We start from the raw sequence: 20,900 nt of genomic DNA, 5'->3' as shown, positions 1-20,900 counted from the left end.
TCCAAATGGGGTAAGAGCATACGTACCATTGACTAAATAGCGATACTCCATCATGCCCGATTTCAATACTATTCCTAGAGTAAACATTGTTCACGCACCAACTCCACTAGAGCACTTGTCACGTCTTTCTGAGGTATTAGGATGCAACGTCTATATCAAACGAGACGATTGCACCGGGCTTGCTGGCGGCGGCAACAAAGCGAGAAAACTGGAATATTTGATCGCTGATGCTCAACGTCAGGGTGCTGATACTTTAGTGACGATCGGTGGGTATCAATCTAATCATGCGAGACAAACCGCAGCTGCGGCAGCAAAATTTGGTTTTGCGTGTGAATTAATATTAGAAGACGTGAAGGGCACACCAAAAGCCGATTACTATAACAACGGTAACGTATTACTCGACCAGTTATGTGGGGCCAACATTCATGCCCTTGAACTTGAAGACAACGGCAACGCCTATACAGAGAAGTTAATCGAAACGTTAATAAAGAAAGGTCGTACACCGTATTTGATTCCAATGGGGGGTTCTAATGTCATCGGCAGTTTAGGGTATGTTCGTTGTGCCAATGAAATCTTACAACAAACTTCAGACCAAAATATTAAAATTGACCAAATAGTCTTGGCATCAGGAAGTGCTGGTACACAGTCAGGTTTGTTGGCTGGACTCGCCGCTGCCAACGTAGATATTCCAGTAGTCGGTATCACCGTAAGTCGCTCTACCGTTGATCAGCAACAATTAGTGACAGCGTTACTTAATGACACGCTGACGTATCTTGGTATCGACCCGAATTTAGCTGAAGGCAAAGTCATCGTGGATGGAAGTTACTATGGTGACGGATATGGAATGACCACACCAGCAATGATTTCAGCTGTAAAACGCTGTGCTGAACTGGAAGGGATATTACTTGACCCAGTTTATACCGGAAAAGCCATGGCGGGATTTATCGACTTATGTACCGAAGGAAAGATCAAGCCCGGCAGCAATCAACTGTTCTTGCATACCGGTGGTAGTCAGGGCTTATTTGCTTATCGGGAAGTGTTTTAACGCCTGGTTTTACTGAAATTTTCAAATCTGACATACCGACATAGGAATAATTAAAATATGGACATTAAAATAGATGATCTTTCCGGTGGTGAAGTCATTACGTTATTAGAAGAACATCTCGCCGACATGTACGCGACTTCTCCGCCAGAAAGTGTTCATGCGTTGAATGTAAACGAACTTAAATCCCCTGATATCACATTCTTCAGCGGTTGGGTTAATGGGGAACTTCAGGGGTGCGTCGCCATAAAACAGCTTAACTCAACACACGTTGAGCTGAAATCAATGAGAACATCATCGTTAGCGCGTCAATCTGGTGTGGCAACCAAGCTTCTAGTCCATACGCTTGATGCAGCGGCTAGCCGTGGTTATCGAAAAGTGAGTCTAGAAACGGGAACTCAAGATTTCTTTCTCCCAGCTCGAAAACTCTATGAAAAATTTAATTTCCAATACTGTGAACCTTTTTCACACTACACAGATGATCCTCATAGCTGCTTTATGACTAAAGAGTTGAGTTAGAGAAGAATTGACTATATGAGTTTATGTCCAACTTTAACGAAGTACAGAAAAATGATGAGTCCTTTTGTTTTGATAAGTTTGAAGCAGTATTCAATGAACACGTGCCACATAAAGAGTGAGCATAATTGAAGTAACTCGTTCTCGTTTAACGACAGGGATGCTATGAGCTGATTATGAATAAAATATTTATGACTACACTGGTCGGTTTATTATCGCTCGCTGCAATTACACTCCCCATGTACTATGAACTGTATGGCCTAAACCCAACCCAACAATTGGTCACAATTATCGATGGAGGTTGTGCTCAGCAAATAACTGCTCGAGGGGGAAGGGGGAGCTTTTCAGTATGTTCAAGCACCGTAAAAGATGAAACTGGGACTTTGCATAGTGCAATCTCAAATTGCCCGTTATATACGATTGGCTGGAAGGTCATGGCGAACATTGGCAACAGTTTGTTTACTCGCAAATCGAAGTATTCGATCAATTGTGATGAAAGTATCGCATCTGCATTCGATTACGAACGGTCTGGGAACCCGACTCATCGGTTAGTCACAATCACTGGTGGCAATTGCTCTTCACAGGTAGCGAGTATAGAAAAAAGTTTTTTTGGCGAAGAAGTGAAAATATCTGAGTGTATGAGTACGATAAAAGATGAAACTGGTACGTACCATCAAGCAATCTCAAATTGTCCCAGTTTTACATTCGGCTGGAAAGTCATTGCCAACATTGGTACTGGTTTGTTTCCAGAAAACCAAATCTACTCAATCGATTGCCGTGCATATATTGATTTAACCCACACGTATCGTAGCTTTGGACTCCACGACAAAAACACGTTGTTTTGGAAAAAGATCAATTCACCAATACTCAATCGAAAGTAATTTATACTAACGGTTCTCCCTGAATTTCGTAAATTAACGGCTTTCAGCCCCATTACATGAAATATACATAATAGGGCGGAATGGCTAAAATTAGAACGCTAGAACAATTTACGCTTGCGGTGTAATTAAGTACTTCTCTCCAGTAGCCTGTTTGGAATACGTTTCTAATGACTCGATCTTGAGCGCATCTTCCAAAGAGACTTCATGAGTGTAATGACTTGCGAATGTTGTGGTGATTTCATCCGCAACTCGTTGGCGCATTGAGCTAGCGGTTTCCGCTCCAAGTTTTCCTAAAGCTTGAAACAGTAAGAATCCATTTACTCCCCAAGAAAAACCAAAGTTACGATTAAGGGTTATAGGGCCACGATCTAATGCCCCGTAGATGTATACCTGTTTGAATGTTGTCGTGCCATAAACGCTGTATTCGTCTGAATCACGAGAAATGGCTGCTTCCATACAATTAAGAACATCGCTGCTTAATTGTCCGCCACCGATTGGATCAAATGCGATAGTGGCGCCGGTTTCAATAATCGCGGTGGTTAAATCGGCAAGAAAAGCAGTACTACTTGAATTGACGACATATTTAGCGCCTTGATCTCGTAACAGCGCTTCTTGTTCTGGTTTACGAACAATGTTAATTAAATCAACGCCATCGGCAATACAAATACGGTTTAACATTTGCCCTAGGTTAGATGCGGCAGCGGAATGAACAATCGCTTTATGACCTTCTGCTCGCATGGTTTCAACCATGGCTAACGCAGTAAGCGGGTTAACAAATGAAGACGCACCTTGTTTCGCAGTTGTGCCTTCTTTTAGTTCTAAGCAGCTTTGTACATTGGCACATAAAAATTTACGATAGGTACCGCCACCAATTACAGCAACGGTTTTACCGATTAACGCTTGTGCAGCGGGAGACAACCCCGCAGCAATGACGGTTCCTGCGCCTTCATTACCAACTGGCAAAGATTTACCGACACGATTTTTTAGTGACGACATATAGTGAGGGGGAACGTCAGCTGTAATCGCTGGGCCGTTTGCCGTTTCAGACTGGGTCGCTGTTGCTAAATCCGCGGCACCAAACATCACAGCTAAATCGGATGGGTTTAGCGGAGCTGCCTCAATGCGAATAACCACTTCGTCGGTGTCGGGCTGTGGCGTCTCAATGTTTTGTAATGCTAGTGTTAGGGTATTATTGTCGCTGATGGTTGAAGTTAGGTGAGTGTTTGTCTCTGACATATTAATTGTTCCTAAAAATATCATTTGTTAAACCAATCGAAATATCGAATTGACCGTTTACCAGTAACCTTTCGTTAGATCCTAAACGCTATTGAGTCATGAATGCTTTAACCGCTCTTTAATTTTTTCCATAAACTCAGGCATATTTTCTAAGCGGTCTGCTTCAACACTTTGGGCAACATCAGTTTGACTCATCACTGAATTCCACTCTTTCATTCCCGGGACTTGGCCAACAACATCCCAATCAAGATGTGAAGGAGCAAAAGCATTAACGATCGTATTAACGTGATAAAGATAAATGTCCGCCATTGTGAACTCACGACCCGCAACCCAAGGTGAAAACTCGCATAAATGACTGAGTGCGGTAATTCCACGACTCAACACTTGGCGAACTTCTGATGTCACCATCTCTGGCGCTTCCGTGCCAGAAAACGCGTAGGGGATTAACCGTCTACTTGGAAGTTCAAAATAGAGCTCTGCGACCTTCATAATCTGACGCACGGCCGCTCGCTCACTTGAATCGGTTGGGTATAGCGGATTCGCTGGGTATGTCTCTTCAATAAAATCGCAAATCACACTCGACTCTGACAGATTGAAACCTGTTTCGGTCGTGATAACAGGGATCTTGCCAGCAGGGCTGATTTCGACCAACTTCTGATCACCAGCATAAATTAGATTCTCTTGAAAGGGGATCTCTTTATATAAAAGGGCATGTTTTACGATGTTGTAATAGTTGCTCGAGGGGAAACCATGCAGAGTAATCATAAGTCCAATTCCATTGTTTGTGTTAAGGCGTAATAAATGTCGTTCCGTACTAAAGTCGAGGAGTGAATTTATAGGACAATTATTACTTTATTCGCTAAGTGTGAGTATTATTACTGGTTTTAATCATGTGATATATAGGGGAAAATGCGAATCACAATTGCTTTTATAACAATAATAAAGCAATAATGCTTTCCTATTCATAAAATGGAGATATTCATTGGATGAACTAAGAGCTATCCGATACTTCAGCAAAGTTGTCGAAACCGGCAGTTTTACCAAAGCAGCAAAAACGTTTAATGTTCCACCATCTTCGTTGTCTCGACGTGTCGCCGATTTAGAAAAGAAATTAGGCACAACTTTGCTTAAACGTTCAACCCGAATTGTAAAATTAACCGAAGTCGGTCAAATCTATTACAACGATATACAAACAATATTAAATCAGTTAGCGCAAAGCAACGAAACAGTCCGTAGCTATCAAAGCAAGCCAATGGGGCGTTTGCGTATTAGCTCGATGGTGGGTTTTGGTAATCAGATTTTGTTTCCGTTGTTGGATGAATTCAGCGAACTGTATCCTGAGATTGTTATCGATGTCAGTCTCAGTGATGAGTTGTCAACGCTTGGTCGTGACGATGTCGATATTGCCATTCGAGGTGGTTATGCCCCCAATGAACGAGTTCTAGCCATTAAATTGATGGACAATAATTTTGTTCCTGTTGCATCACCTTGCTATCTAGAAAAATACGGCGTTCCGAAGAACCCAATGGAGTTAAAAAATCATCATGGTCTTTATTTTAAGTCGCCAATTGGGGTTATGCCTTGGTTATGTCATTTAGACAATCAATGGCAGGATGTCTCCGGACCCGCGGTCGCAATATCAAATAACGGCGCTTGGCTGTCAAAAAAAGCGTGTCGTGGGGAAGGTATCATAATGTTGCCTAGGTGGGCTTTGGCTTCCCAGCTCAAATCAGGAGAACTGCAAGAACTGATGTTTGAACAGGAAATATCCGTAACTCAAAACACCAATATGGCTGTCTATTTACTCTATCAAAAGCAACGTTACTTGGTGCCAAAAGTAAAAGCTGCCGTCGATTTTTTGGTCGATAGAATAAACAAAATTTGAGCCGAGAAACTCACTCCAAACAAACGATATAAAAAACTTAATAACGTAATTAATCAACTTTTCTAGCAAGATAATCAGTTGACCAGAGGCAATGCATTCCGATCTCCCATTTGACCAACGTTTTCTAATGCATTAGCGTGTGTAACAAATTTAGTCAACCAATGAGAAAAAAATGACAAAAGCTAAAATCGGTATTGTTACGGTTAGCGACCGTGCAAGCGCAGGTGTGTATGAAGACATTTCAGGTAAAGCCATTATTGAAACGCTAAATGAGTATTTAGTTTCTGAGTGGGAACCAATCTACGAAGTGATCCCCGATGAACAAGATGTTATCGAAGCCACATTAATAAAAATGGCAGACAAACAGGATTGCAGTTTGATCGTCACTACAGGTGGAACAGGGCCTGCAAAACGTGATGTTACTCCAGAAGCAACCGAAGCCGTTTGTGATCGAATGATGCCCGGTTTTGGGGAACTTATGCGCGCTGAATCTCTTAAGTTCGTCCCTACCGCTATTTTGTCACGTCAGACTGCCGGTCTTCGCAATGACTCGTTAATTGTAAACCTACCAGGAAAACCAAAGTCGATCCGAGAATGTCTGGATGCGGTATTCCCCGCAATTCCGTATTGTATCGATCTAATGGAAGGGCCTTTCTTAGAATGCAACGAAGCAGTGATCAAGCCATTTCGTCCCAAAGCAAAATGAAAGGATTAACCAACGTTTGCCGACCAAACGACTTTATTATTCGTCCACTTAGCAAATCCGATAATCGAGAGGTCGCTGATTTAATCCGAACAGTATCGGCAGAATATGGACTAACGGCTGATAAAGGGTATGGCGTTTCAGATCCGACTCTAGACGATTTGTATTCCGCGTATGATCAGGATAGAGCTGCGTACTGGGTCGTTGAGCATAGTGGAAAAGTCGTAGGTGGAGGAGGGTTCGCCCCTTTGGCTGGCGAACCATCAGTTTGCGAATTACAGAAAATGTATTTTTTACCTCAAACTCGAGGACATGGCTTAGCTACACAACTGGTTGCTTTGACTCTAAAACAGGCAAAAGCACATGGATATCAAGAGTGCTATTTAGAAACAACTGAGTGCCTTAAAGAGGCGATAAAATTGTACGAGAAATTGGGTTTTGAGTACCTCAATGCACCACGTGGTGATACCGGTCATGATGCGTGCGAAGTTATCATGCAAAAATCAATTTGATGTTCATCGTGAAACAAACATAATTAACCACCTGCTTTACTCTGATTATTTTGTAATAAAGATAAGAGAATAGAATAGAGAAAGGTCCAAACATAGCCAAGAGTATGTTGAAAACCATACGCTAGCAATATTAGATTTCACGGAGTAGAGAATGGTAGAGCAATTTGAATCATTGTTTTTCAATTTTATTAAATCAGAGATGCAACAGGACCTAGCTCATGATTTGACTCATGTTCAAAGAGTGGTAAAAACCGCTAAAAGCCTGTCATTAAAAGAAGAGGCAAAACTCGAAATAGTCCTTCCTGCTGCGTACCTTCATGACTGTTTTTCTTTCCCTAAAAACCATCCAGATAGAGCGAGCAGTTCAACCATAGCAGCCAAGAAAGCGCTTAAGTTTCTAGAGAAAATCGGTTACCCATCTGAGTATTTCTCTGACGTAAGCCATGCGATAGTAGCCCACAGTTTTAGCGCCAATATTGCACCTGAAACGTTAGAAGCCCAAATAGTGCAAGATGCCGACAGACTCGATGCCTTAGGCGCTATCGGTATCGCGAGGTGCTTTCAAGTCAATACCACGTTGGGCTCCGATTTCTACCATAAATTGGACCCGTTTGCGCGCGAAAGGGAGTTAAACGATAAGCAATATTGTATTGATCACTTCTATGTGAAGTTGCTGAAGCTCGTCGACACTATGAATACGACTTCGGCAAAGATAGAAGCCGAGCGCAGAACTTCATTTATGAAATCATATTTAAAACAGCTAGAAAAAGAAGTCTAATGACATTGGTATTTACCTCTCTGTATAAAAGCCGTCTCAGATCCCCATAACAAACTAAATTTATCGCTTTTCTCGGTGTTTTCTTCCTCTGTTCAGCAGCTGTCCAGCTATCAATGAAACGCTAAATCTAATTCTATTTAAGATATTTATTTCATTTCATACCCAAAATAACGTTGCGATCGCAACCATGTAAGACTATATTAGTTGCTATAGCAACTAATATAGTCAAATCTAAAATAGGTAGGAACTCGATATGAAAGAGAAATATGACCCACTTGGCCGCTTAATTTCAATCTTATATCGGTCTAGCCAAAGCCACATTAGTAAGGAACTTGAACCTTATGGCATTGGAAGTGGTCAGGTTAGCTTTCTAGCTGAACTTACCTACCAAGATGGTGTTAGCCAAGAAGAACTGGCGAGTTTCTTTAAGTGCGATAAAGCAACGGCAACAAGAGCGCTACAGCACTTGGAAAGTCAGGGATACGTCGAACGAAAACGATCACCAGAAGATGGACGCGTTAATCTGGTGTATCTAACACTGAAAGGAAGCGATTTTAAGCCAACCTTAAGAAAAATCTTATACGGATCAATCGAAATCTTAGTGGAAGGGTTCTCTGATGAAGAGCGACACCAGGTGATGGGGCTGCTAAATCGTATGGTAGAAAATGCGTCTAATTTGAAATAACAGGACAATAACAAGTTATGAAAAGTATGATTAAACCGACTATTTTGTCACTCTCACTACTAACGGTAATGGCAGGAGCAGCAGTTGCTCCTGCGATAGCCCAAATCGCCACTGCATTTCCAGAAACGAGTGAATCCGCGATAAAACTCGTCGTAACAATGCCGGCCATATTTATGATCGTTTTCACACTCATTTCCGGACAACTTAGTTCTAAGATATCTGCACGTAGTATTTTAGTAATAGGACTTCTTTTTTATCTCGTTGGCGGACTGGGTAGTGCCTTTGTCGGAAGTTTCAGCATGTTGCTTTTGTCGCGAGCAGTACTTGGAATCGGCGTTGGTCTAATCATGCCCTTGTCGACAGGTTTAATCGCTGATTTCTTCGATGGTAAAGAACGAGCAAAGATGCTCGGTTATTCCGTTTCAGCGACTCAGCTTGGTGGCATTATTTGCTCTATCGCTGCGGGAGCATTGGCTACCCTGAATTGGCGCTACACTTTTGCGGTTTATTCGATGGGGCTAATTGTGTTTGTATTAATATTATTATTTTTACCCGAGCCTCCGGAGATAAAAGGTGCCGTTACATACAAACAAAAACTGCCTAAGTCAGTGTATGCATGGGCAAGTGGAGCATTTGCTTTAATGGTCGCGTTCTACGCAATTCCCGTCAACATCGCAATATTCATGCAAAATAACCATCTAGGAGATTCATCACTATCAGGAATAGCCCTTGCGGTTCTTACTGCATGTGGATTCATCGCTGGATTGTTTTATGTCAAAGTAAGACTCTTCCTTAAGTCATTTCTTCTTATCGTTCTATTTGGAATGATGGCGGTTGGCTTTTTGTTGTTAAGTCAAGCTGCAAGCGTATCACAAATTTTGATAGCCATTAGTATTGTCGGGTTTGGTCTCGGATGGACAATGCCAACACTGTATTCCGGGGCCAGTCATGCTGGAGGGAAGGGAGCAGGAGTTAGAGTTATGGCCATCGTTTCATGCATGCTGTTTTTAGGTCAGTTCTTATCACCAATAATTTTAGACGCTTTAGGACAACTGTTGGGTAATACCAGCACACGATTCTCTTTCACTATCGTTGCTTTCTGCTCTGGTTCTCTTTGCCTCGTGACTCTGATTTTAAGGACTATCACGCAATGGAAAAGGGGCGCGGCAGAAGATAAAGTCGAATTCATAGAATAGTTCGAACTAGGTGTTATAAACAGTGTTTAACTAGGAACGATCTGCTTAGAAATAAATGTAGATAAACATTGCGGCTGATTCCACTCGTACTGAATGACCTGTTACCTAAAAACAACAGGTCATGTCAGCGATAAATAACAACATCTACATTTATTGTATTGTGCAACTCACTTTATATGTGAATATTTTACTGCAGAAAAATCTATAAAAACTATTATCAAATATCCTAATTAATACGATTAATATCATTGATATTAACTTAAACTCATATTGTAAATAAGCATACTTAGAATAACGCTCATAACAATAAGCATAATATTTAATATAATCTTATTGTAATATGTTATGACTTGGATCCATATGTTAATATTGTGATCGATTATGCCATCACAATGAATCCTCTTAATAAAACCTCACTGCATTGATAAGTTATTGGTCATTCAAGCGTGCTAATCGTGCTTGAGATCAATTAATATTCTCCGGAAAGATCGAAAATGTAGAATATCAGATTAAAAATGTGATCTAGCACAGTGCTTTGATCATACTTCTTGTGTCGTAATATTGTATTACAAGACTACATAAGTATTATCTCCTTAGCTTTTCGAAATAATGTTTCAAAAGAAAGTTTAATTCCAATATTAAAATTATTACTTATTAGATAAATATATTAAGGACAAAAGAAATGAAGAAATTAGTATTGCCTTTGTTGATTACCTCTTTATTTGCTAGCGTGAATGTTTCGGCAAAAATGTTAACGCTTGGACATGCAATGTCATTAGAAAGTGCTGCTCACCAAGGTATGGTGATTATGGCTGACAAAGTGAAAGAAAAATCGAATGGCGAACTGACTATCAAGATTTTTCCAAACGGCCAACTCGGTTCTGAACGTGATCAAGCTGAGCAAGTGGTTACTGGCGCGATTGACATGGCAAAAATCAATGGTGGATTAGCAGAATCTTTTGAACCTACTTTTAAAGTTAATGCACTGCCTTTCTTGTTCCGTGATGTTGCACACATGAGAACGTTCATGAGAAGTGACGCTGCTGAAGAAATGCTAGTTTCAAGTGAAGGCAAAGGATTCATTGGTCTTACTTTCTACGATTCAGGTACTCGCAGCTTCTACTCGAAAAAAGCGATTAATTCTCCTGCAGATCTAGCGGGTATGAAAGTTCGTGTTCCTGGTTCTCCGACTATGATGGAAATGGTTAACCTATTAGGCGGTAAAGCAACACCTGTACCATTCAACGAAGTTTACACCGCGTTACAACAAGGTGTCATCGATGGCGCAGAAAACAACATTTCTAGCCTAGTTGAAATGAAGCACAGTGAAGTTGCTAAATTTTACTCGATGGATCAACACATGATGACTCCTGACGTGATTATCATTTCAGAAGACAAGTGGGCTTCACTTTCAGCAGATGAGCAAAAAATCTTAAAAGAAGCCGCAGCAGAGTCTCTTGAAGAACAGATCAAAATCTGGGACGAAACAGACAACATGAACAAAGCGAAAGGCATCGAAGAAGGCGTTACATTTGTTGAGGTAGACAAAGCCCCATTCCGTGCTGCTGTTAAACCTATGATTGACGAAGCTAAGAAAGATCCTAAATTAGCGGCATTCATTGAAAAAATTGAAGCGCTTTAATTAGTCCTAGCACAATATTAGTAACACTATAATTTTGCCTTGGCTTTGCTAGGGCAAAATTTTTTGAGGTACAACTCCATGTTAACAACTTTCAGAAACCTGCTTGATAGGTTGCTCCTTTTTATTTCATCTTTTGCGTTAATGTTGCTTGTAGTTACTGTCACTTGGCAAGTATTTAGCCGCTATGTGTTGAATGATCCAAGTAACTGGACTGATGAACTCGCACGCTACACCATGGTATGGCTTGGTTTATTTGGGGCAAGCTATTTATTCGGAATAAAAGGGCATTTAGCCATCACACTATTGGACGGCGCGCTTAAAGGCAAAGCACATGTCGCATTACATGTACTGATAAATGTAATTTCAGGTGCATTTATTTCTTTAGCATTGCTCAAAGGTGGCTTAGCTCTTATGGGCAGAACCACGCAACAATTATCACCAGCATTGCAATTACCGATGTCTACTGTGTATTCAATACTGCCCATTTCAGCCGTAATTATACTCATTTATATCGTTTTAAATACGGTCGACCTGTTTAGTAACAAAGAACAAGCTTAATAAGGATTCTATATTATGGACTTGTCCATTGGTGTTTGGCTGCTAGGCCTATTTTTATTCATGATTGCGATAAGCATGCCGATTGCGATTGCGATTGCAATGTCATCTTTGACCATCATGTATTTCATTTTACCCTTTAACGTAGCAAGCATGACTGCGGCGCAAAAGATCTTTACCGGTATAGATAGTTTCAGTTTGCTCGCTATCCCATTCTTTATTCTTGCCGGAAACATCATGAACGTGGGTGGTATCGCGGGGCGACTTATCAATCTTGCGAAACTTATGGTTGGTTGGATTCCAGGCTCACTTTTGCACGTTAACATTTTTGCCAATATGATGTTTGGCGCGGTTTCTGGATCTGCCGTTGCGGCCGCAGCTGCGGTTGGTAAAACCTTGGGCCCAGAACTGGAAAAAGAGGGCTACGACAAAAACTTAGCTACCGCGGTAAACGTGGCATCTTGTCCTGCTGGTCTCCTAATTCCGCCAAGTAACTCACTTATCGTATTTTCCGTAGTATCTGGCGGAACATCGGTTGCGGCTCTGTTTATTGCAGGTTATGTCCCAGGTATTTTAATGGGATTAAGCTGTATGGTCTTGGCGTATTTCATCGCTAAGAAGAAAGGCTATACCACGAGTGCTAACGATGGCTTCACAACAAAAGATGTACTAAACATCGTTTGGCAAGCAACGCCAAGTTTAGGTTTAATCTTTGTGGTTATTGGCGGCATCATAGGTGGTGTATTTACGGCTACCGAAGGGGCATGTATTGCGGTTCTTTACTCCTTTATTCTGTCACTCTGTTATCGAACGCTTAAGTGGGAGCATTTCCCGCTAATTTGCCGGGAAACAATACAGGTTACGGGGATTATGCTGTTCTTGATTGGTGCTTCAACCATCATGTCATGGGCAATGGCCTTTACCGGTCTACCAACTATGATCAGTGATTGGATGCTGTCGATTTCAGATAACCCAATTATCATCTTCATCTTAATGAACGTGATTTTGTTGATTGTTGGTATGTTTATGGACCTTACGCCTGCCGTATTGATCTTTACACCTATCTTCATGCCAATCGCAGAACACTTAGGAATGCACCCAATTCACTTCGCAATGATGATCATCTTTAACTTATGTATTGGTATCGCGACACCGCCAGTGGGTACGGCGCTATTCGTGGGCTGTAGTGTTAGTGGTTCTAAGATTGAAAATGTAATTAGAAGCATCATGCCGTTCTGCGCGGTATTGATTGTTACGCTGTTAGCGATCACCTTCATTCCAGAAATCAGCTTGTTCCTACCAAGAATGTTTGGGTTAGTTAACTAACGTTTCATTCTGAGTAGTAATTAAAGGGGTGGCTGAGGCTACCCCTTTTTTAATGCTTATTTATGCTGCTCTTCAAATTCGCTAATTGACTTCTTGAGAGTCTCAAGCTCGTCGCAGCCATATGGGCATACTTCTTCTAGACGCTCAGCATACTTCTTAGCACCTTCAAGATCATTGGCTTGCAATTTGAGCTCACCATAGTGCTCGAGTGCACTTACATGACCAGCTTTTAACTCTGCGGGGTCGATATAGCGTTGATCATCTTCAGGGTTCGCGATATCTAACATGCTCATGGTGTAATCCCAATCACGATTGTTTGCCGATTTATCGTTGCTGTTTTCTTCGGCGTGGGCAGGTTGTCCGAATGAAAATAAGCTGAGGGCTAGGGCCGCTGCAATGCATTTTTCATACTGGAGATACATCATAATAGAGAAAGTGCCTTATGGAGTGAAGTAGGTGATAAGTGAATATGTGAAGATATCGCAAGTGTAACGCACCGCTCTTCTCTTTGTTACTAAAAAATATTGTGAAAAGATCAATGGCTCAAAATATAAGCGACAACAGGCGAATACCATTGCTTGTTACAGCACCATAAATACTTTCATAGCAATATGGTGCAAATGTAACCTAGCCGTTATGACACAGCCCAACTCTTTGGCATTACCGGTGTTAATTCGAGTAGTTTCTTCGTGTATTCTGCCTGTGGACGCTTGAATAAATCCTCGGTTTTTCCCGCCTCTTCAATCACACCATTACGCAGGACAATCATATCATCGGCCATTTGCCGTACGACCGAAAGGTTGTGGCTAATGAATAAAATCGTGAGTCCAAATTTCTCTTGCAGATCCTTTAAGAGATTAAGGATTTCTGCTTGAATTGATACGTCTAAAGCAGAAGTAGGCTCATCACATATTAGAAAGCGAGGGCGCGCGAGTAACGCACGCGCAACAGCAATTCGTTGGCGTTGCCCTCCCGAAAATTGGTGAGGATATTTATCAATTGCACTCGGGTCCATTCCAACCAAAGTGAGCATAGAAGCCGCAATCTTTTTACGTTGCACGGGATCTTTTTCTAAACCGTAAAACCAGAGTGGCTCAGTTAAAATAGAACCAATTTTATGACGTGAGTTAAGACTTGAATATGGGTCTTGAAACACCATTTGAATCACTCGACGAGATGAGTGGTTACGACTCCGATCTTTTCCTGCTGGCAAAGGTTCGTTCCCAAGCATCATTTTACCGACGCTAGGGTTAATGAGCCCAGTTATGGTTTTGGCTACGGTTGACTTACCAGAGCCACTTTCTCCAACCAAACCCATAATACTACCAGCGTTAACCTTAAAACTGATTTTGTTAAGCGCGATAAAATCACTTGGCTTGCGCCATAATGACGTCCGAGTGCCAGTGAAACGCACTTCCAGACCGTCAATACTAAGACCAACGGCGAGATCTTGTTTACTGGACTCTTTTTCTGCTAATAACCATTGTTCCGCAAAATCTCCAGTAATCGCGCCATCAAACTTCACCTCTTTCTCGACAGGTACGCGAAATCGCTCTATTTTATGGTCTAAAGTTGGCACAGCGTCCATTAATGCTTTGGTATAAACCTGTTCGGGACGGCCAAGAACTTGTGCAGTATTGCCTGATTCCACCACTTTGCCATTACGCATAACCGTGACTCGATCGGCAATTTGGGCGATAACACCAATGTCATGAGTAATTAAGATAAAACCAATCTTACGTTTATCCGCCAGCGAGCGAATGAGATCTAACACTTGGCTTTGCACCGCCACATCTAGCGCGGTTGTTGGTTCATCTGCAATGATTAATTCAGGATTAGTGCATAGAGCCAGAGCGATAACCACACGTTGACGCATTCCACCCGAAAACTGATGCGGCCAAGACTTGATCCGTTGCGCTGCATTATTGATTCCGATTTCTTCTAGCAAATCGATCGCGCGAGTACGAGCTTCGACAACAGATATCTTTTCATGAGCCAAAATGGTTTCAATTAACTGTTCTTCCACCGTCATCAGCGGGTTTAAGCTGGTTTGTGGATCTTGGAAAATCATCGAAATCCGTTTGCCACGTAAAGCATGTGCTTGGCTGTCACTTAAAGCGCGCAAATCGAGTTTACCTAAAGTAATGCTACCTTCGGAAATATAACCCGGCGTTTGCAGTAAACCAATAACGGCTGCACCAACCGTCGATTTACCTGCGCCACTTTCACCCACAAGGCCATGAATTTCACCAGCACTTACCTGTAAGTTAATATTTTCTATTGCTGTTACGTCACCAAAACGAGTAGGGAAGCGTACGGTTAAATTTTTGACTGTCAGCATTAACGTAACCTCGGGTTGAAAACATCACGCATGAAATCACCAAGCGTATTGATTGAAACGACTAGAGCAACCAGAAAAAGTGTCGGTATCCATAAGATCCACCATTCACCAGACAACATAAATTGCATACCGATACGAATAAGCGTTCCTAACGATGGGCTATCAGCTGAAAGACCAATACCCAAAAAGGATAACGTGGCTTCCAACAAGATAGCGGAAGCGAGATCCACAGTCATAATAACCAAAAGTGGCCCGAGAATATTTGGCAATATATGAATCAACATGATACGAATTGGACGTTGCCCCATAATAATAGATGCTTGTACATATTCCTTATTCATTTCAATAAAAGTCGAAGCGCGAGCGGTACGGGCAAAGTTCACCCACAGAGACAGAGCAATAGCGAGAATCAATACTACGACTCGCAGATCTTGCTGAATGTCTGAAGGTAAAATACCACGGGCAATACCATCAATTAATAAAGCCGTTAAAATAGCAGGTAAAGCCAGTTGAATATCTGCAATACGCATAATAATCGCATCTAAACGTCCGCCATAAAAGCCGGCTGCAAGCCCCAATCCCACTCCGAGAACAGTGGCAATAACCATCGCAGACAACCCAATAACCAGGGATAAGCGAGCACCATAAAGCACCGATGACACCATATCTCGACCTTGATCGTCGGTGCCTAACATAAATTGTGATAAGCCACCATCTTGCCAAACAGGAGGCAATAAACCATCCATCAAGCTAAATGACCCAAGATCATAAGGATTCCCAGAAACAATCCATGGGGCAAAAGCCGCACCAATAAAAATAAGAATAGCGATGACTGCAGCGACAATTACAACAGGGCTACGAGTGAAAAGCCAAAGCCCTTCTGAGCGCTTAATCAATTCTTTCATATGCACTCCTTAAGCTCTCAGGCGTGGATCAATCGCCACATATAGAAGATCAACAAGTAAATTTACCACCACAAAGAAAAAGGCGATAACCACCAAATAAACACTCATTACAGGAATATCCACAAAACGAATCGACTCAAGAAATAACAACCCCATTCCTGGCCATTGAAAAACACTTTCAGTCACGATTGAAAAGGCAATCACCCCGCCAAACTGCAAACCGATAATGGTAATTACGGGCACCATCGTATTGGCAAGCGCATGACGAAAATAAAGCTGCCTCATAGGGACACCACGCGCGGTAGCAAAACGAATATAATCCGATCGCATCACATCCATCATTTGTGAACGAACTAGGCGCATGGTCAACGTGAGCTGATACACCCCCAATGTTATGGCCGGAAGAATTAATGCTCGCCAACCGTCTAGAGAAAATAAAGAACTTTCCCAAAGTCCTATGTTTACGGTTTCCCCACGGCCAAAAGTGGGGAGCCAACCAAGTTGCACCCCAAATAAGAATATAAGCACGATACCAATGACAAACGTTGGAATAGAAATACCAATCAATGTGGTCATTAAGATGCCTTGAGTAATCAGCCCTTTAGGTCGAAGAGCAGTATAGACACCCGCAGGTATGCCAATAACAAGAGAGATAAGCAGTGCCACAACACCTAATTCAAGAGTCGCTGGAATACGATGGGCAATCATTTCAGCGACAGGCTGACGGGTACGAAAGGAAAAACCAAAGTCGCCTTTTAGCATATCTAAAGTAAAGCGCCCAAACTGACTAATGAATGAGTCATTTAAACCCAAATCTTCACGGAGTCTTTCTTGATCAGCGAGCGAGGTTTCAACGCCAGTCATTTGCGTAATCGGGTCGCCAACAAAACGGAATAAAGAAAAGGCAAGAAAAGCAACCGCAAGCATAACAAAAACGGATTGAAAGAGCCGTCTAGAAATAAAATAAAACATCAATGTTCCACTTTTGAGGTGTTACTAGAAAAATAAATTCATATCGACACAAAGCTAATACCCTGCGAATAGAAGCGTTTTTTACAGGGTATTAGCAATGCCTTGCTTTCTAACTACTTCACTGTTACCCAGCGTAATAAGAAGAAATTATCAGCACGTTGTGTCATCTCGACATTCTCTTTAGTCGCCCAAATTAATGGTTGGGTATAAAGCGGAATATACGCCATCTCTTTTTGTGTAGTCGCGACCACTTCATCGATCATATTTTGGCGCTTAACTGGCTCTATCTCTTGTTGTATTAATGGCAATAGCTCGTCAACACGCGCATTTGAATAGTTACCAAAGTTCCAAGACCCCAATTTTTTTGCGTTATCTTGGCTATGCAATAGGAAACGAATTGGATGTTCGATATCAAATGTACCTGGAGACCAACCGAGTAAATACATATCAAAATCATCAGCACGTAATTGAGTCCAGTAATCGCGTACTGGGCCGGTGCTCAGTTGCGCATTTAAACCAACCGCACTAAACATAGAAACCGCAGCACGGCACAGTGCTTCATCGTTAATGTATCTATCATTAGTACATTTTAAGCCAAAGCTAAAACCGTTAGGATAACCAGCTTCGGTCAGTAACTCTTTCGCACGTTCAGGATCATATTCTGGTCGTTCTGAATTCTTCTCAGAAAAGCCTGAAATACCTTCAGGAACCAATTGCGATGCAGATTCAATCTTTCCACGGAATAAAACACGGTCAATCGAAGCAATATTCAGCGCATGTGCCGCAGCTAAACGAACACGAGGATCTTTAAACGGATTCTCATCTTTCACATCAGAAGAATAGAGCAGAGAGTCATGGTCATGACCAAAACCAAACATAATGACTCGCGTTTCTTCACCTTCTAATACTTTAAACCCTTTGCGGCTTTCGACTTGTTTCGCATCTTGTAACGCAATGGGTTGAATGAAATCAATCTCACCTGAAAACAGGGCCGCGATCCCCGTAGCAGGGTTACCAATTGGAGTGAATGTCGCTTCAGTAATATTGTGAGTTGCGCTATCCCACCATGATGCATTCGGTGCTAACGTCGTTTTTACACCTGGATCGCGACTCGATAATTGAAAAGGACCAGTACCATTTGTGTTCATAGTCGCGAAGTTTTCCGAATCACTTGCTGGTAATTCTGCTTTGTTTTCCTGTGCCCAATCTTTATCTAATATCATAAAGTTGGCAATGGAATCAGGGAAAAGAGGGTTGGGGCTTATTGTGACAAAATCTATGGTGAAGTCGTCAACAATGGTGACTTCCGAAACGGGTGAGAACCAAGATCGCACATCAGCAGCCTCATTTGACGCCCGCTGATATGAAAAGAAAACATCTTCAGCAGTAAACGCTGCACCATTTTGGAAAGTTACATTCTTACGTAAATGAAAACGCCAGCCATTCTTATCAGTCAGAGGCTCCCACGAAGTTGCCAAAGACGGTTCGATAGCCATCGTTTCACCGCGTCGAACTAAGCCTTCATAAATATTATTTAGAAAAGACAATACGGGTGTAGAGTTAACTGCATGAGGATCCAACGTTTGAGGGTCAGTGTTGGAAGCCCAACGAAAGGCTTCTGCTGATACGCTTGTCGACATGCCTGCTATCAATACGCCTGCAGTGAGTGAAGTCAAAATACGAGGAAGTAATAAATGCTGAAAGCCGCGTTGTTTCATAAGGTGGCCCTTAAAATAATGGTAAATGAATTGATATCAAATCGAGAATAAACATCTTCTTTCTTAAAGTCTACAAGCAGGTTTTATACCAAGTGAACTAGTACAAAATCAAAATCTTAGAACATGGTTATAATTAGAACGATATGGAACAAGGCAGGTTAAGACCATAGGATTCAATATGATCAATAATTTTTTAGCTTGCAGGACTGGGAAGTTTGAAAGAGAAGTTTGTCAAATTCGTTAACGTAACGAATATCTACATTCAGGTTTAAACAGCCTAAAGTTGTTGTTGGTAGAGCGTAAACCCGAGACTTTCTCTCACTTCATTTTATAAATGGCCTTTTTTACCTCTTCTACATGGGTTAGGTTAATTATATGGCTCGCTCCTTGTAACATGATAACTTCAACTCGAGCTGATGAAAAAATCGATGGGGCTTTTGTCGCACTCCCCGATCGAACAAGGCCATCGTTCACGCCTTGTAGCACCGTAATAGGTAAAGTAATCGTGGCAAACTCGCTTTGTAATTCCGCTAAGCTAGGCTGAATCGCCAAGACTTCATCATTTGAATTTACCCACCTTTTTGGAAACCAAGCATTAGGAAGCTTAGCCATCACTTTATTGAACCAGCGAGCCTCTGACAAAGCAGGATCCAGATCACCGGCGAGAATAATGACACCTTTTACATACTGGGGATAATCTGCAGCCATTTTAGGGACTAGTGAACCACCTAGAGAATGCCCAACAAGGATGACCTTTTGCTCTCCATTTTGTCGCCAAATATTTTTTAACACCGGTTCTAGTAACCGTGACTGGTCACTTAAAGAAGTTGGAAATACCGCGTTGTCATAACCGGATTCTCCCCAACCAGGTCTGTCGACCACGTTAACAGAAAAATCTTTTACTAGATTTTCATCTTCCAAGTAACGCGAAAAACTTGCCCATCCGCCCGGAGTACCATGAACAAAGACCACACTAGTCTTCTGTTTGGGCTGAGTCGGTATAGAAGGTGAGGAGACGTAATGGAGAGTGTGATCCGCTAGTGTCATATAGTGATGTGTGGTAATACGAGGGTTATCTTTGATACGAGCAACGATCTGTTTATTTTTTTTGATTTCGTTGTGACGCGAGCCACCCAATAAAAACGACACTAGATTCTTCCTTCACCTTCAAACTGATGTGAGTGCTTTGACAATGTATAACTGTGTTGGGTTCCATTGTTTTGCTCACGAGTCTTTTCATAACCTAGTTATTTGTATCAAACAGTTACGTCCTAAAGCATGGATTGTGACTATCACGGCAATTCCGAGGTAGAGAGAAGTTTCGTCATAGGGCGAAGAAACTCTTTCATCGCGTCATCAGCAGTAATCGAAGGTAGCTCTAATGTGACACAAGGAATGCCATGTTCTGCACACCAAGAACCAAATGAACCTGGTGTTTCGTAGCCAACATCCGCAACAAGGGGTAATTTGAATACATCTGCTAGCCAGCATCCAAGTTCGGATTTAACTGGGTCATCAACACAATTTAAAGGTTCATGCAGTGAAATGATAAACGCGGGTTTAAGCATGTTAATGAGAGAGATCAATGCCGTCACCTCAGGCTCTCTTGGCGATTTTTGTCCAGTTTTAATGGCAACATCTCGCACATCGGTATCACTGCTCCAGCGATACACAGTATCTTCAGCATGCCAATTCGAAGAGGGAAAGGCTCGATTCAGATCAACACCATGACCATTCGCCCTAGTACCTAACTGATTACCATCGGGGTTGATTGATAGCACGACATCATGCATTAAATATTGAGGCGCAATAGAACGCAAAGCACAAGAAAGCGCGATTTGAGAAATGGTTTCATCACCATGAGTTCCCGCAATAACCAGTCCCTTTCTATGATGTTGCGCCTGTGCAGGGAAGTAGTGAAGTGGGGCGCCAAAATTGGAACGGCCAAACTCACACGGTGACACTGAGAAGAAAGCGCGCTGACTTCTGGTTACAAGTTCGATCATA

Annotated in this window: 20 protein-coding genes and 1 pseudogene; 12 read left to right on the top strand and 9 right to left on the bottom strand. The window is 41.9% G+C overall.

Translation table 11 applies throughout. The features are described 5' to 3' along the window. Positions 1 to 52 precede the first annotated feature (52 nt). The 3 genes from ACWU4D_RS02535 (at position 53) to ACWU4D_RS02525 (ending at position 2,439) form a co-directional block, all read left to right on the top strand. Positions 53 to 1,045, top strand: coding sequence for a D-cysteine desulfhydrase family protein (locus ACWU4D_RS02535; protein ID WP_456049800.1), 993 nt, complete (start codon positions 53 to 55; stop codon positions 1,043 to 1,045). A 57-nt stretch (positions 1,046 to 1,102) separates the two neighbouring features. After that, positions 1,103 to 1,561, top strand: a complete 459-nt coding sequence (locus ACWU4D_RS02530; RefSeq protein ID WP_456049799.1) for a GNAT family N-acetyltransferase — start codon at positions 1,103 to 1,105, stop codon at positions 1,559 to 1,561. A gap of 173 nt (positions 1,562 to 1,734) precedes the next feature. Continuing rightward, positions 1,735 to 2,439 (top strand): hypothetical protein, encoded by a 705-nt coding sequence (locus ACWU4D_RS02525; protein ID WP_456049798.1) that lies wholly within the window; start codon positions 1,735 to 1,737, stop codon positions 2,437 to 2,439. A gap of 108 nt (positions 2,440 to 2,547) precedes the next feature. Here ACWU4D_RS02525 and ACWU4D_RS02520 read toward each other — a convergent pair whose 3' ends face one another. Beyond that, positions 2,548 to 3,675 carry a zinc-binding dehydrogenase gene (locus ACWU4D_RS02520; protein ID WP_456049797.1) on the bottom strand — a complete coding sequence of 376 codons (1,128 nt, stop codon included), beginning with the start codon at positions 3,673 to 3,675 and terminating at the stop codon, positions 2,548 to 2,550. Between the two features lie 96 nt (positions 3,676 to 3,771). Next, positions 3,772 to 4,440 (bottom strand): glutathione S-transferase family protein, encoded by a 669-nt coding sequence (locus ACWU4D_RS02515; protein ID WP_456049796.1) that lies wholly within the window; start codon positions 4,438 to 4,440, stop codon positions 3,772 to 3,774. Positions 4,441 to 4,657: 217 nt separating this feature from the next. Here ACWU4D_RS02515 and ACWU4D_RS02510 point away from each other — a divergent pair, with 217 nt between their 5' ends. From ACWU4D_RS02510 to ACWU4D_RS02470, 9 genes and pseudogenes are all read left to right on the top strand, one after another. Then, positions 4,658 to 5,560: a LysR family transcriptional regulator gene (locus ACWU4D_RS02510; RefSeq protein ID WP_456049795.1), complete on the top strand. Its 903-nt coding sequence runs from the start codon at positions 4,658 to 4,660 to the stop codon at positions 5,558 to 5,560. Positions 5,561 to 5,732: 172 nt separating this feature from the next. Further along, positions 5,733 to 6,266, top strand: a complete 534-nt coding sequence (mog, locus tag ACWU4D_RS02505; RefSeq protein WP_456049794.1) for a molybdopterin adenylyltransferase — start codon at positions 5,733 to 5,735, stop codon at positions 6,264 to 6,266. After that, positions 6,254 to 6,775 (top strand): annotated as a pseudogene (locus ACWU4D_RS02500) (GNAT family N-acetyltransferase); the annotation flags it as partial. The gene mog and the pseudogene ACWU4D_RS02500, both read left to right, overlap by 13 nt. Before the next feature lie 151 nt (positions 6,776 to 6,926). Continuing rightward, entirely contained in the window at positions 6,927 to 7,553 is a 627-nt protein-coding gene (locus tag ACWU4D_RS02495; RefSeq protein ID WP_456049793.1) for an HD domain-containing protein, read from the top strand. A 253-nt stretch (positions 7,554 to 7,806) separates the two neighbouring features. After that, positions 7,807 to 8,238, top strand: a complete 432-nt coding sequence (locus tag ACWU4D_RS02490; protein ID WP_456049792.1) for a MarR family winged helix-turn-helix transcriptional regulator — start codon at positions 7,807 to 7,809, stop codon at positions 8,236 to 8,238. A gap of 17 nt (positions 8,239 to 8,255) precedes the next feature. Next, on the top strand, positions 8,256 to 9,434 hold the full coding sequence (locus tag ACWU4D_RS02485; protein WP_456049791.1) for an MFS transporter: 1,179 nt from the start codon (positions 8,256 to 8,258) through the stop codon (positions 9,432 to 9,434). A gap of 682 nt (positions 9,435 to 10,116) precedes the next feature. Further along, positions 10,117 to 11,076: a TRAP transporter substrate-binding protein gene (locus ACWU4D_RS02480; protein ID WP_456049790.1), complete on the top strand. Its 960-nt coding sequence runs from the start codon at positions 10,117 to 10,119 to the stop codon at positions 11,074 to 11,076. A gap of 78 nt (positions 11,077 to 11,154) precedes the next feature. Beyond that, positions 11,155 to 11,634 (top strand): TRAP transporter small permease, encoded by a 480-nt coding sequence (locus ACWU4D_RS02475; RefSeq protein WP_456049789.1) that lies wholly within the window; start codon positions 11,155 to 11,157, stop codon positions 11,632 to 11,634. A gap of 15 nt (positions 11,635 to 11,649) precedes the next feature. Further along, positions 11,650 to 12,957, top strand: coding sequence for a TRAP transporter large permease (locus ACWU4D_RS02470; protein WP_456049788.1), 1,308 nt, complete (start codon positions 11,650 to 11,652; stop codon positions 12,955 to 12,957). 56 nt (positions 12,958 to 13,013) lie between these two features. Here ACWU4D_RS02470 and ACWU4D_RS02465 read toward each other — a convergent pair whose 3' ends face one another. The 7 genes from ACWU4D_RS02465 to mpaA all read right to left on the bottom strand — a co-directional run bounded on the left by ACWU4D_RS02465 (position 13,014) and on the right by mpaA (position 20,896). Next, on the bottom strand, positions 13,014 to 13,382 hold the full coding sequence (locus ACWU4D_RS02465) for a hypothetical protein (protein ID WP_456049787.1): 369 nt from the start codon (positions 13,380 to 13,382) through the stop codon (positions 13,014 to 13,016). 209 nt (positions 13,383 to 13,591) lie between these two features. After that, on the bottom strand, positions 13,592 to 15,298 hold the full coding sequence (locus ACWU4D_RS02460; RefSeq protein ID WP_456049786.1) for a dipeptide ABC transporter ATP-binding protein: 1,707 nt from the start codon (positions 15,296 to 15,298) through the stop codon (positions 13,592 to 13,594). Then, positions 15,298 to 16,203: an ABC transporter permease gene (locus ACWU4D_RS02455; protein ID WP_456049785.1), complete on the bottom strand. Its 906-nt coding sequence runs from the start codon at positions 16,201 to 16,203 to the stop codon at positions 15,298 to 15,300. Before ACWU4D_RS02455 ends, ACWU4D_RS02460 begins: the two co-directional genes overlap by 1 nt. 9 nt (positions 16,204 to 16,212) lie before the next feature. Next, positions 16,213 to 17,175 (bottom strand): ABC transporter permease, encoded by a 963-nt coding sequence (locus ACWU4D_RS02450; RefSeq protein ID WP_456049784.1) that lies wholly within the window; start codon positions 17,173 to 17,175, stop codon positions 16,213 to 16,215. A 113-nt stretch (positions 17,176 to 17,288) separates the two neighbouring features. Continuing rightward, positions 17,289 to 18,893, bottom strand: a complete 1,605-nt coding sequence (locus ACWU4D_RS02445) for an ABC transporter substrate-binding protein (RefSeq protein WP_456049783.1) — start codon at positions 18,891 to 18,893, stop codon at positions 17,289 to 17,291. 318 nt (positions 18,894 to 19,211) lie between these two features. Next, on the bottom strand, positions 19,212 to 20,042 hold the full coding sequence (locus ACWU4D_RS02440; protein WP_456049782.1) for an alpha/beta fold hydrolase: 831 nt from the start codon (positions 20,040 to 20,042) through the stop codon (positions 19,212 to 19,214). A gap of 143 nt (positions 20,043 to 20,185) precedes the next feature. Beyond that, positions 20,186 to 20,896 (bottom strand): murein tripeptide amidase MpaA, encoded by a 711-nt coding sequence (gene mpaA, locus ACWU4D_RS02435; protein ID WP_456049976.1) that lies wholly within the window; start codon positions 20,894 to 20,896, stop codon positions 20,186 to 20,188. Between the last annotated feature and the right edge of the window lie 4 nt (positions 20,897 to 20,900).

The organism is Vibrio phycocola, assembly GCF_053850235.1.
The sequence above is the reverse complement of the archived record's forward strand: the minus strand, read 5'-3'. Positions and strand labels throughout refer to the sequence as shown.

Coding starts and splice junctions, on each gene's coding strand:
- ACWU4D_RS02530 (WP_456049799.1), top strand. CDS start 1,103: ATGGACATTAAAATAGATGATCTTTCCGGTGGTGAAGTCATTACGTTA.
- ACWU4D_RS02525 (WP_456049798.1), top strand. CDS start 1,735: ATGAATAAAATATTTATGACTACACTGGTCGGTTTATTATCGCTCGCT.
- ACWU4D_RS02475 (WP_456049789.1), top strand. CDS start 11,155: ATGTTAACAACTTTCAGAAACCTGCTTGATAGGTTGCTCCTTTTTATT.
- ACWU4D_RS02495 (WP_456049793.1), top strand. CDS start 6,927: ATGGTAGAGCAATTTGAATCATTGTTTTTCAATTTTATTAAATCAGAG.
- ACWU4D_RS02445 (WP_456049783.1), bottom strand. CDS start 18,893: ATGAAACAACGCGGCTTTCAGCATTTATTACTTCCTCGTATTTTGACT.
- ACWU4D_RS02480 (WP_456049790.1), top strand. CDS start 10,117: ATGAAGAAATTAGTATTGCCTTTGTTGATTACCTCTTTATTTGCTAGC.
- mog (WP_456049794.1), top strand. CDS start 5,733: ATGACAAAAGCTAAAATCGGTATTGTTACGGTTAGCGACCGTGCAAGC.
- ACWU4D_RS02535 (WP_456049800.1), top strand. CDS start 53: ATGCCCGATTTCAATACTATTCCTAGAGTAAACATTGTTCACGCACCA.
- ACWU4D_RS02490 (WP_456049792.1), top strand. CDS start 7,807: ATGAAAGAGAAATATGACCCACTTGGCCGCTTAATTTCAATCTTATAT.
- ACWU4D_RS02470 (WP_456049788.1), top strand. CDS start 11,650: ATGGACTTGTCCATTGGTGTTTGGCTGCTAGGCCTATTTTTATTCATG.
- ACWU4D_RS02450 (WP_456049784.1), bottom strand. CDS start 17,175: ATGTTTTATTTTATTTCTAGACGGCTCTTTCAATCCGTTTTTGTTATG.
- ACWU4D_RS02520 (WP_456049797.1), bottom strand. CDS start 3,675: ATGTCAGAGACAAACACTCACCTAACTTCAACCATCAGCGACAATAAT.
- ACWU4D_RS02460 (WP_456049786.1), bottom strand. CDS start 15,298: ATGCTGACAGTCAAAAATTTAACCGTACGCTTCCCTACTCGTTTTGGT.
- ACWU4D_RS02455 (WP_456049785.1), bottom strand. CDS start 16,203: ATGAAAGAATTGATTAAGCGCTCAGAAGGGCTTTGGCTTTTCACTCGT.
- ACWU4D_RS02485 (WP_456049791.1), top strand. CDS start 8,256: ATGAAAAGTATGATTAAACCGACTATTTTGTCACTCTCACTACTAACG.
- ACWU4D_RS02465 (WP_456049787.1), bottom strand. CDS start 13,382: ATGATGTATCTCCAGTATGAAAAATGCATTGCAGCGGCCCTAGCCCTC.
- ACWU4D_RS02515 (WP_456049796.1), bottom strand. CDS start 4,440: ATGATTACTCTGCATGGTTTCCCCTCGAGCAACTATTACAACATCGTA.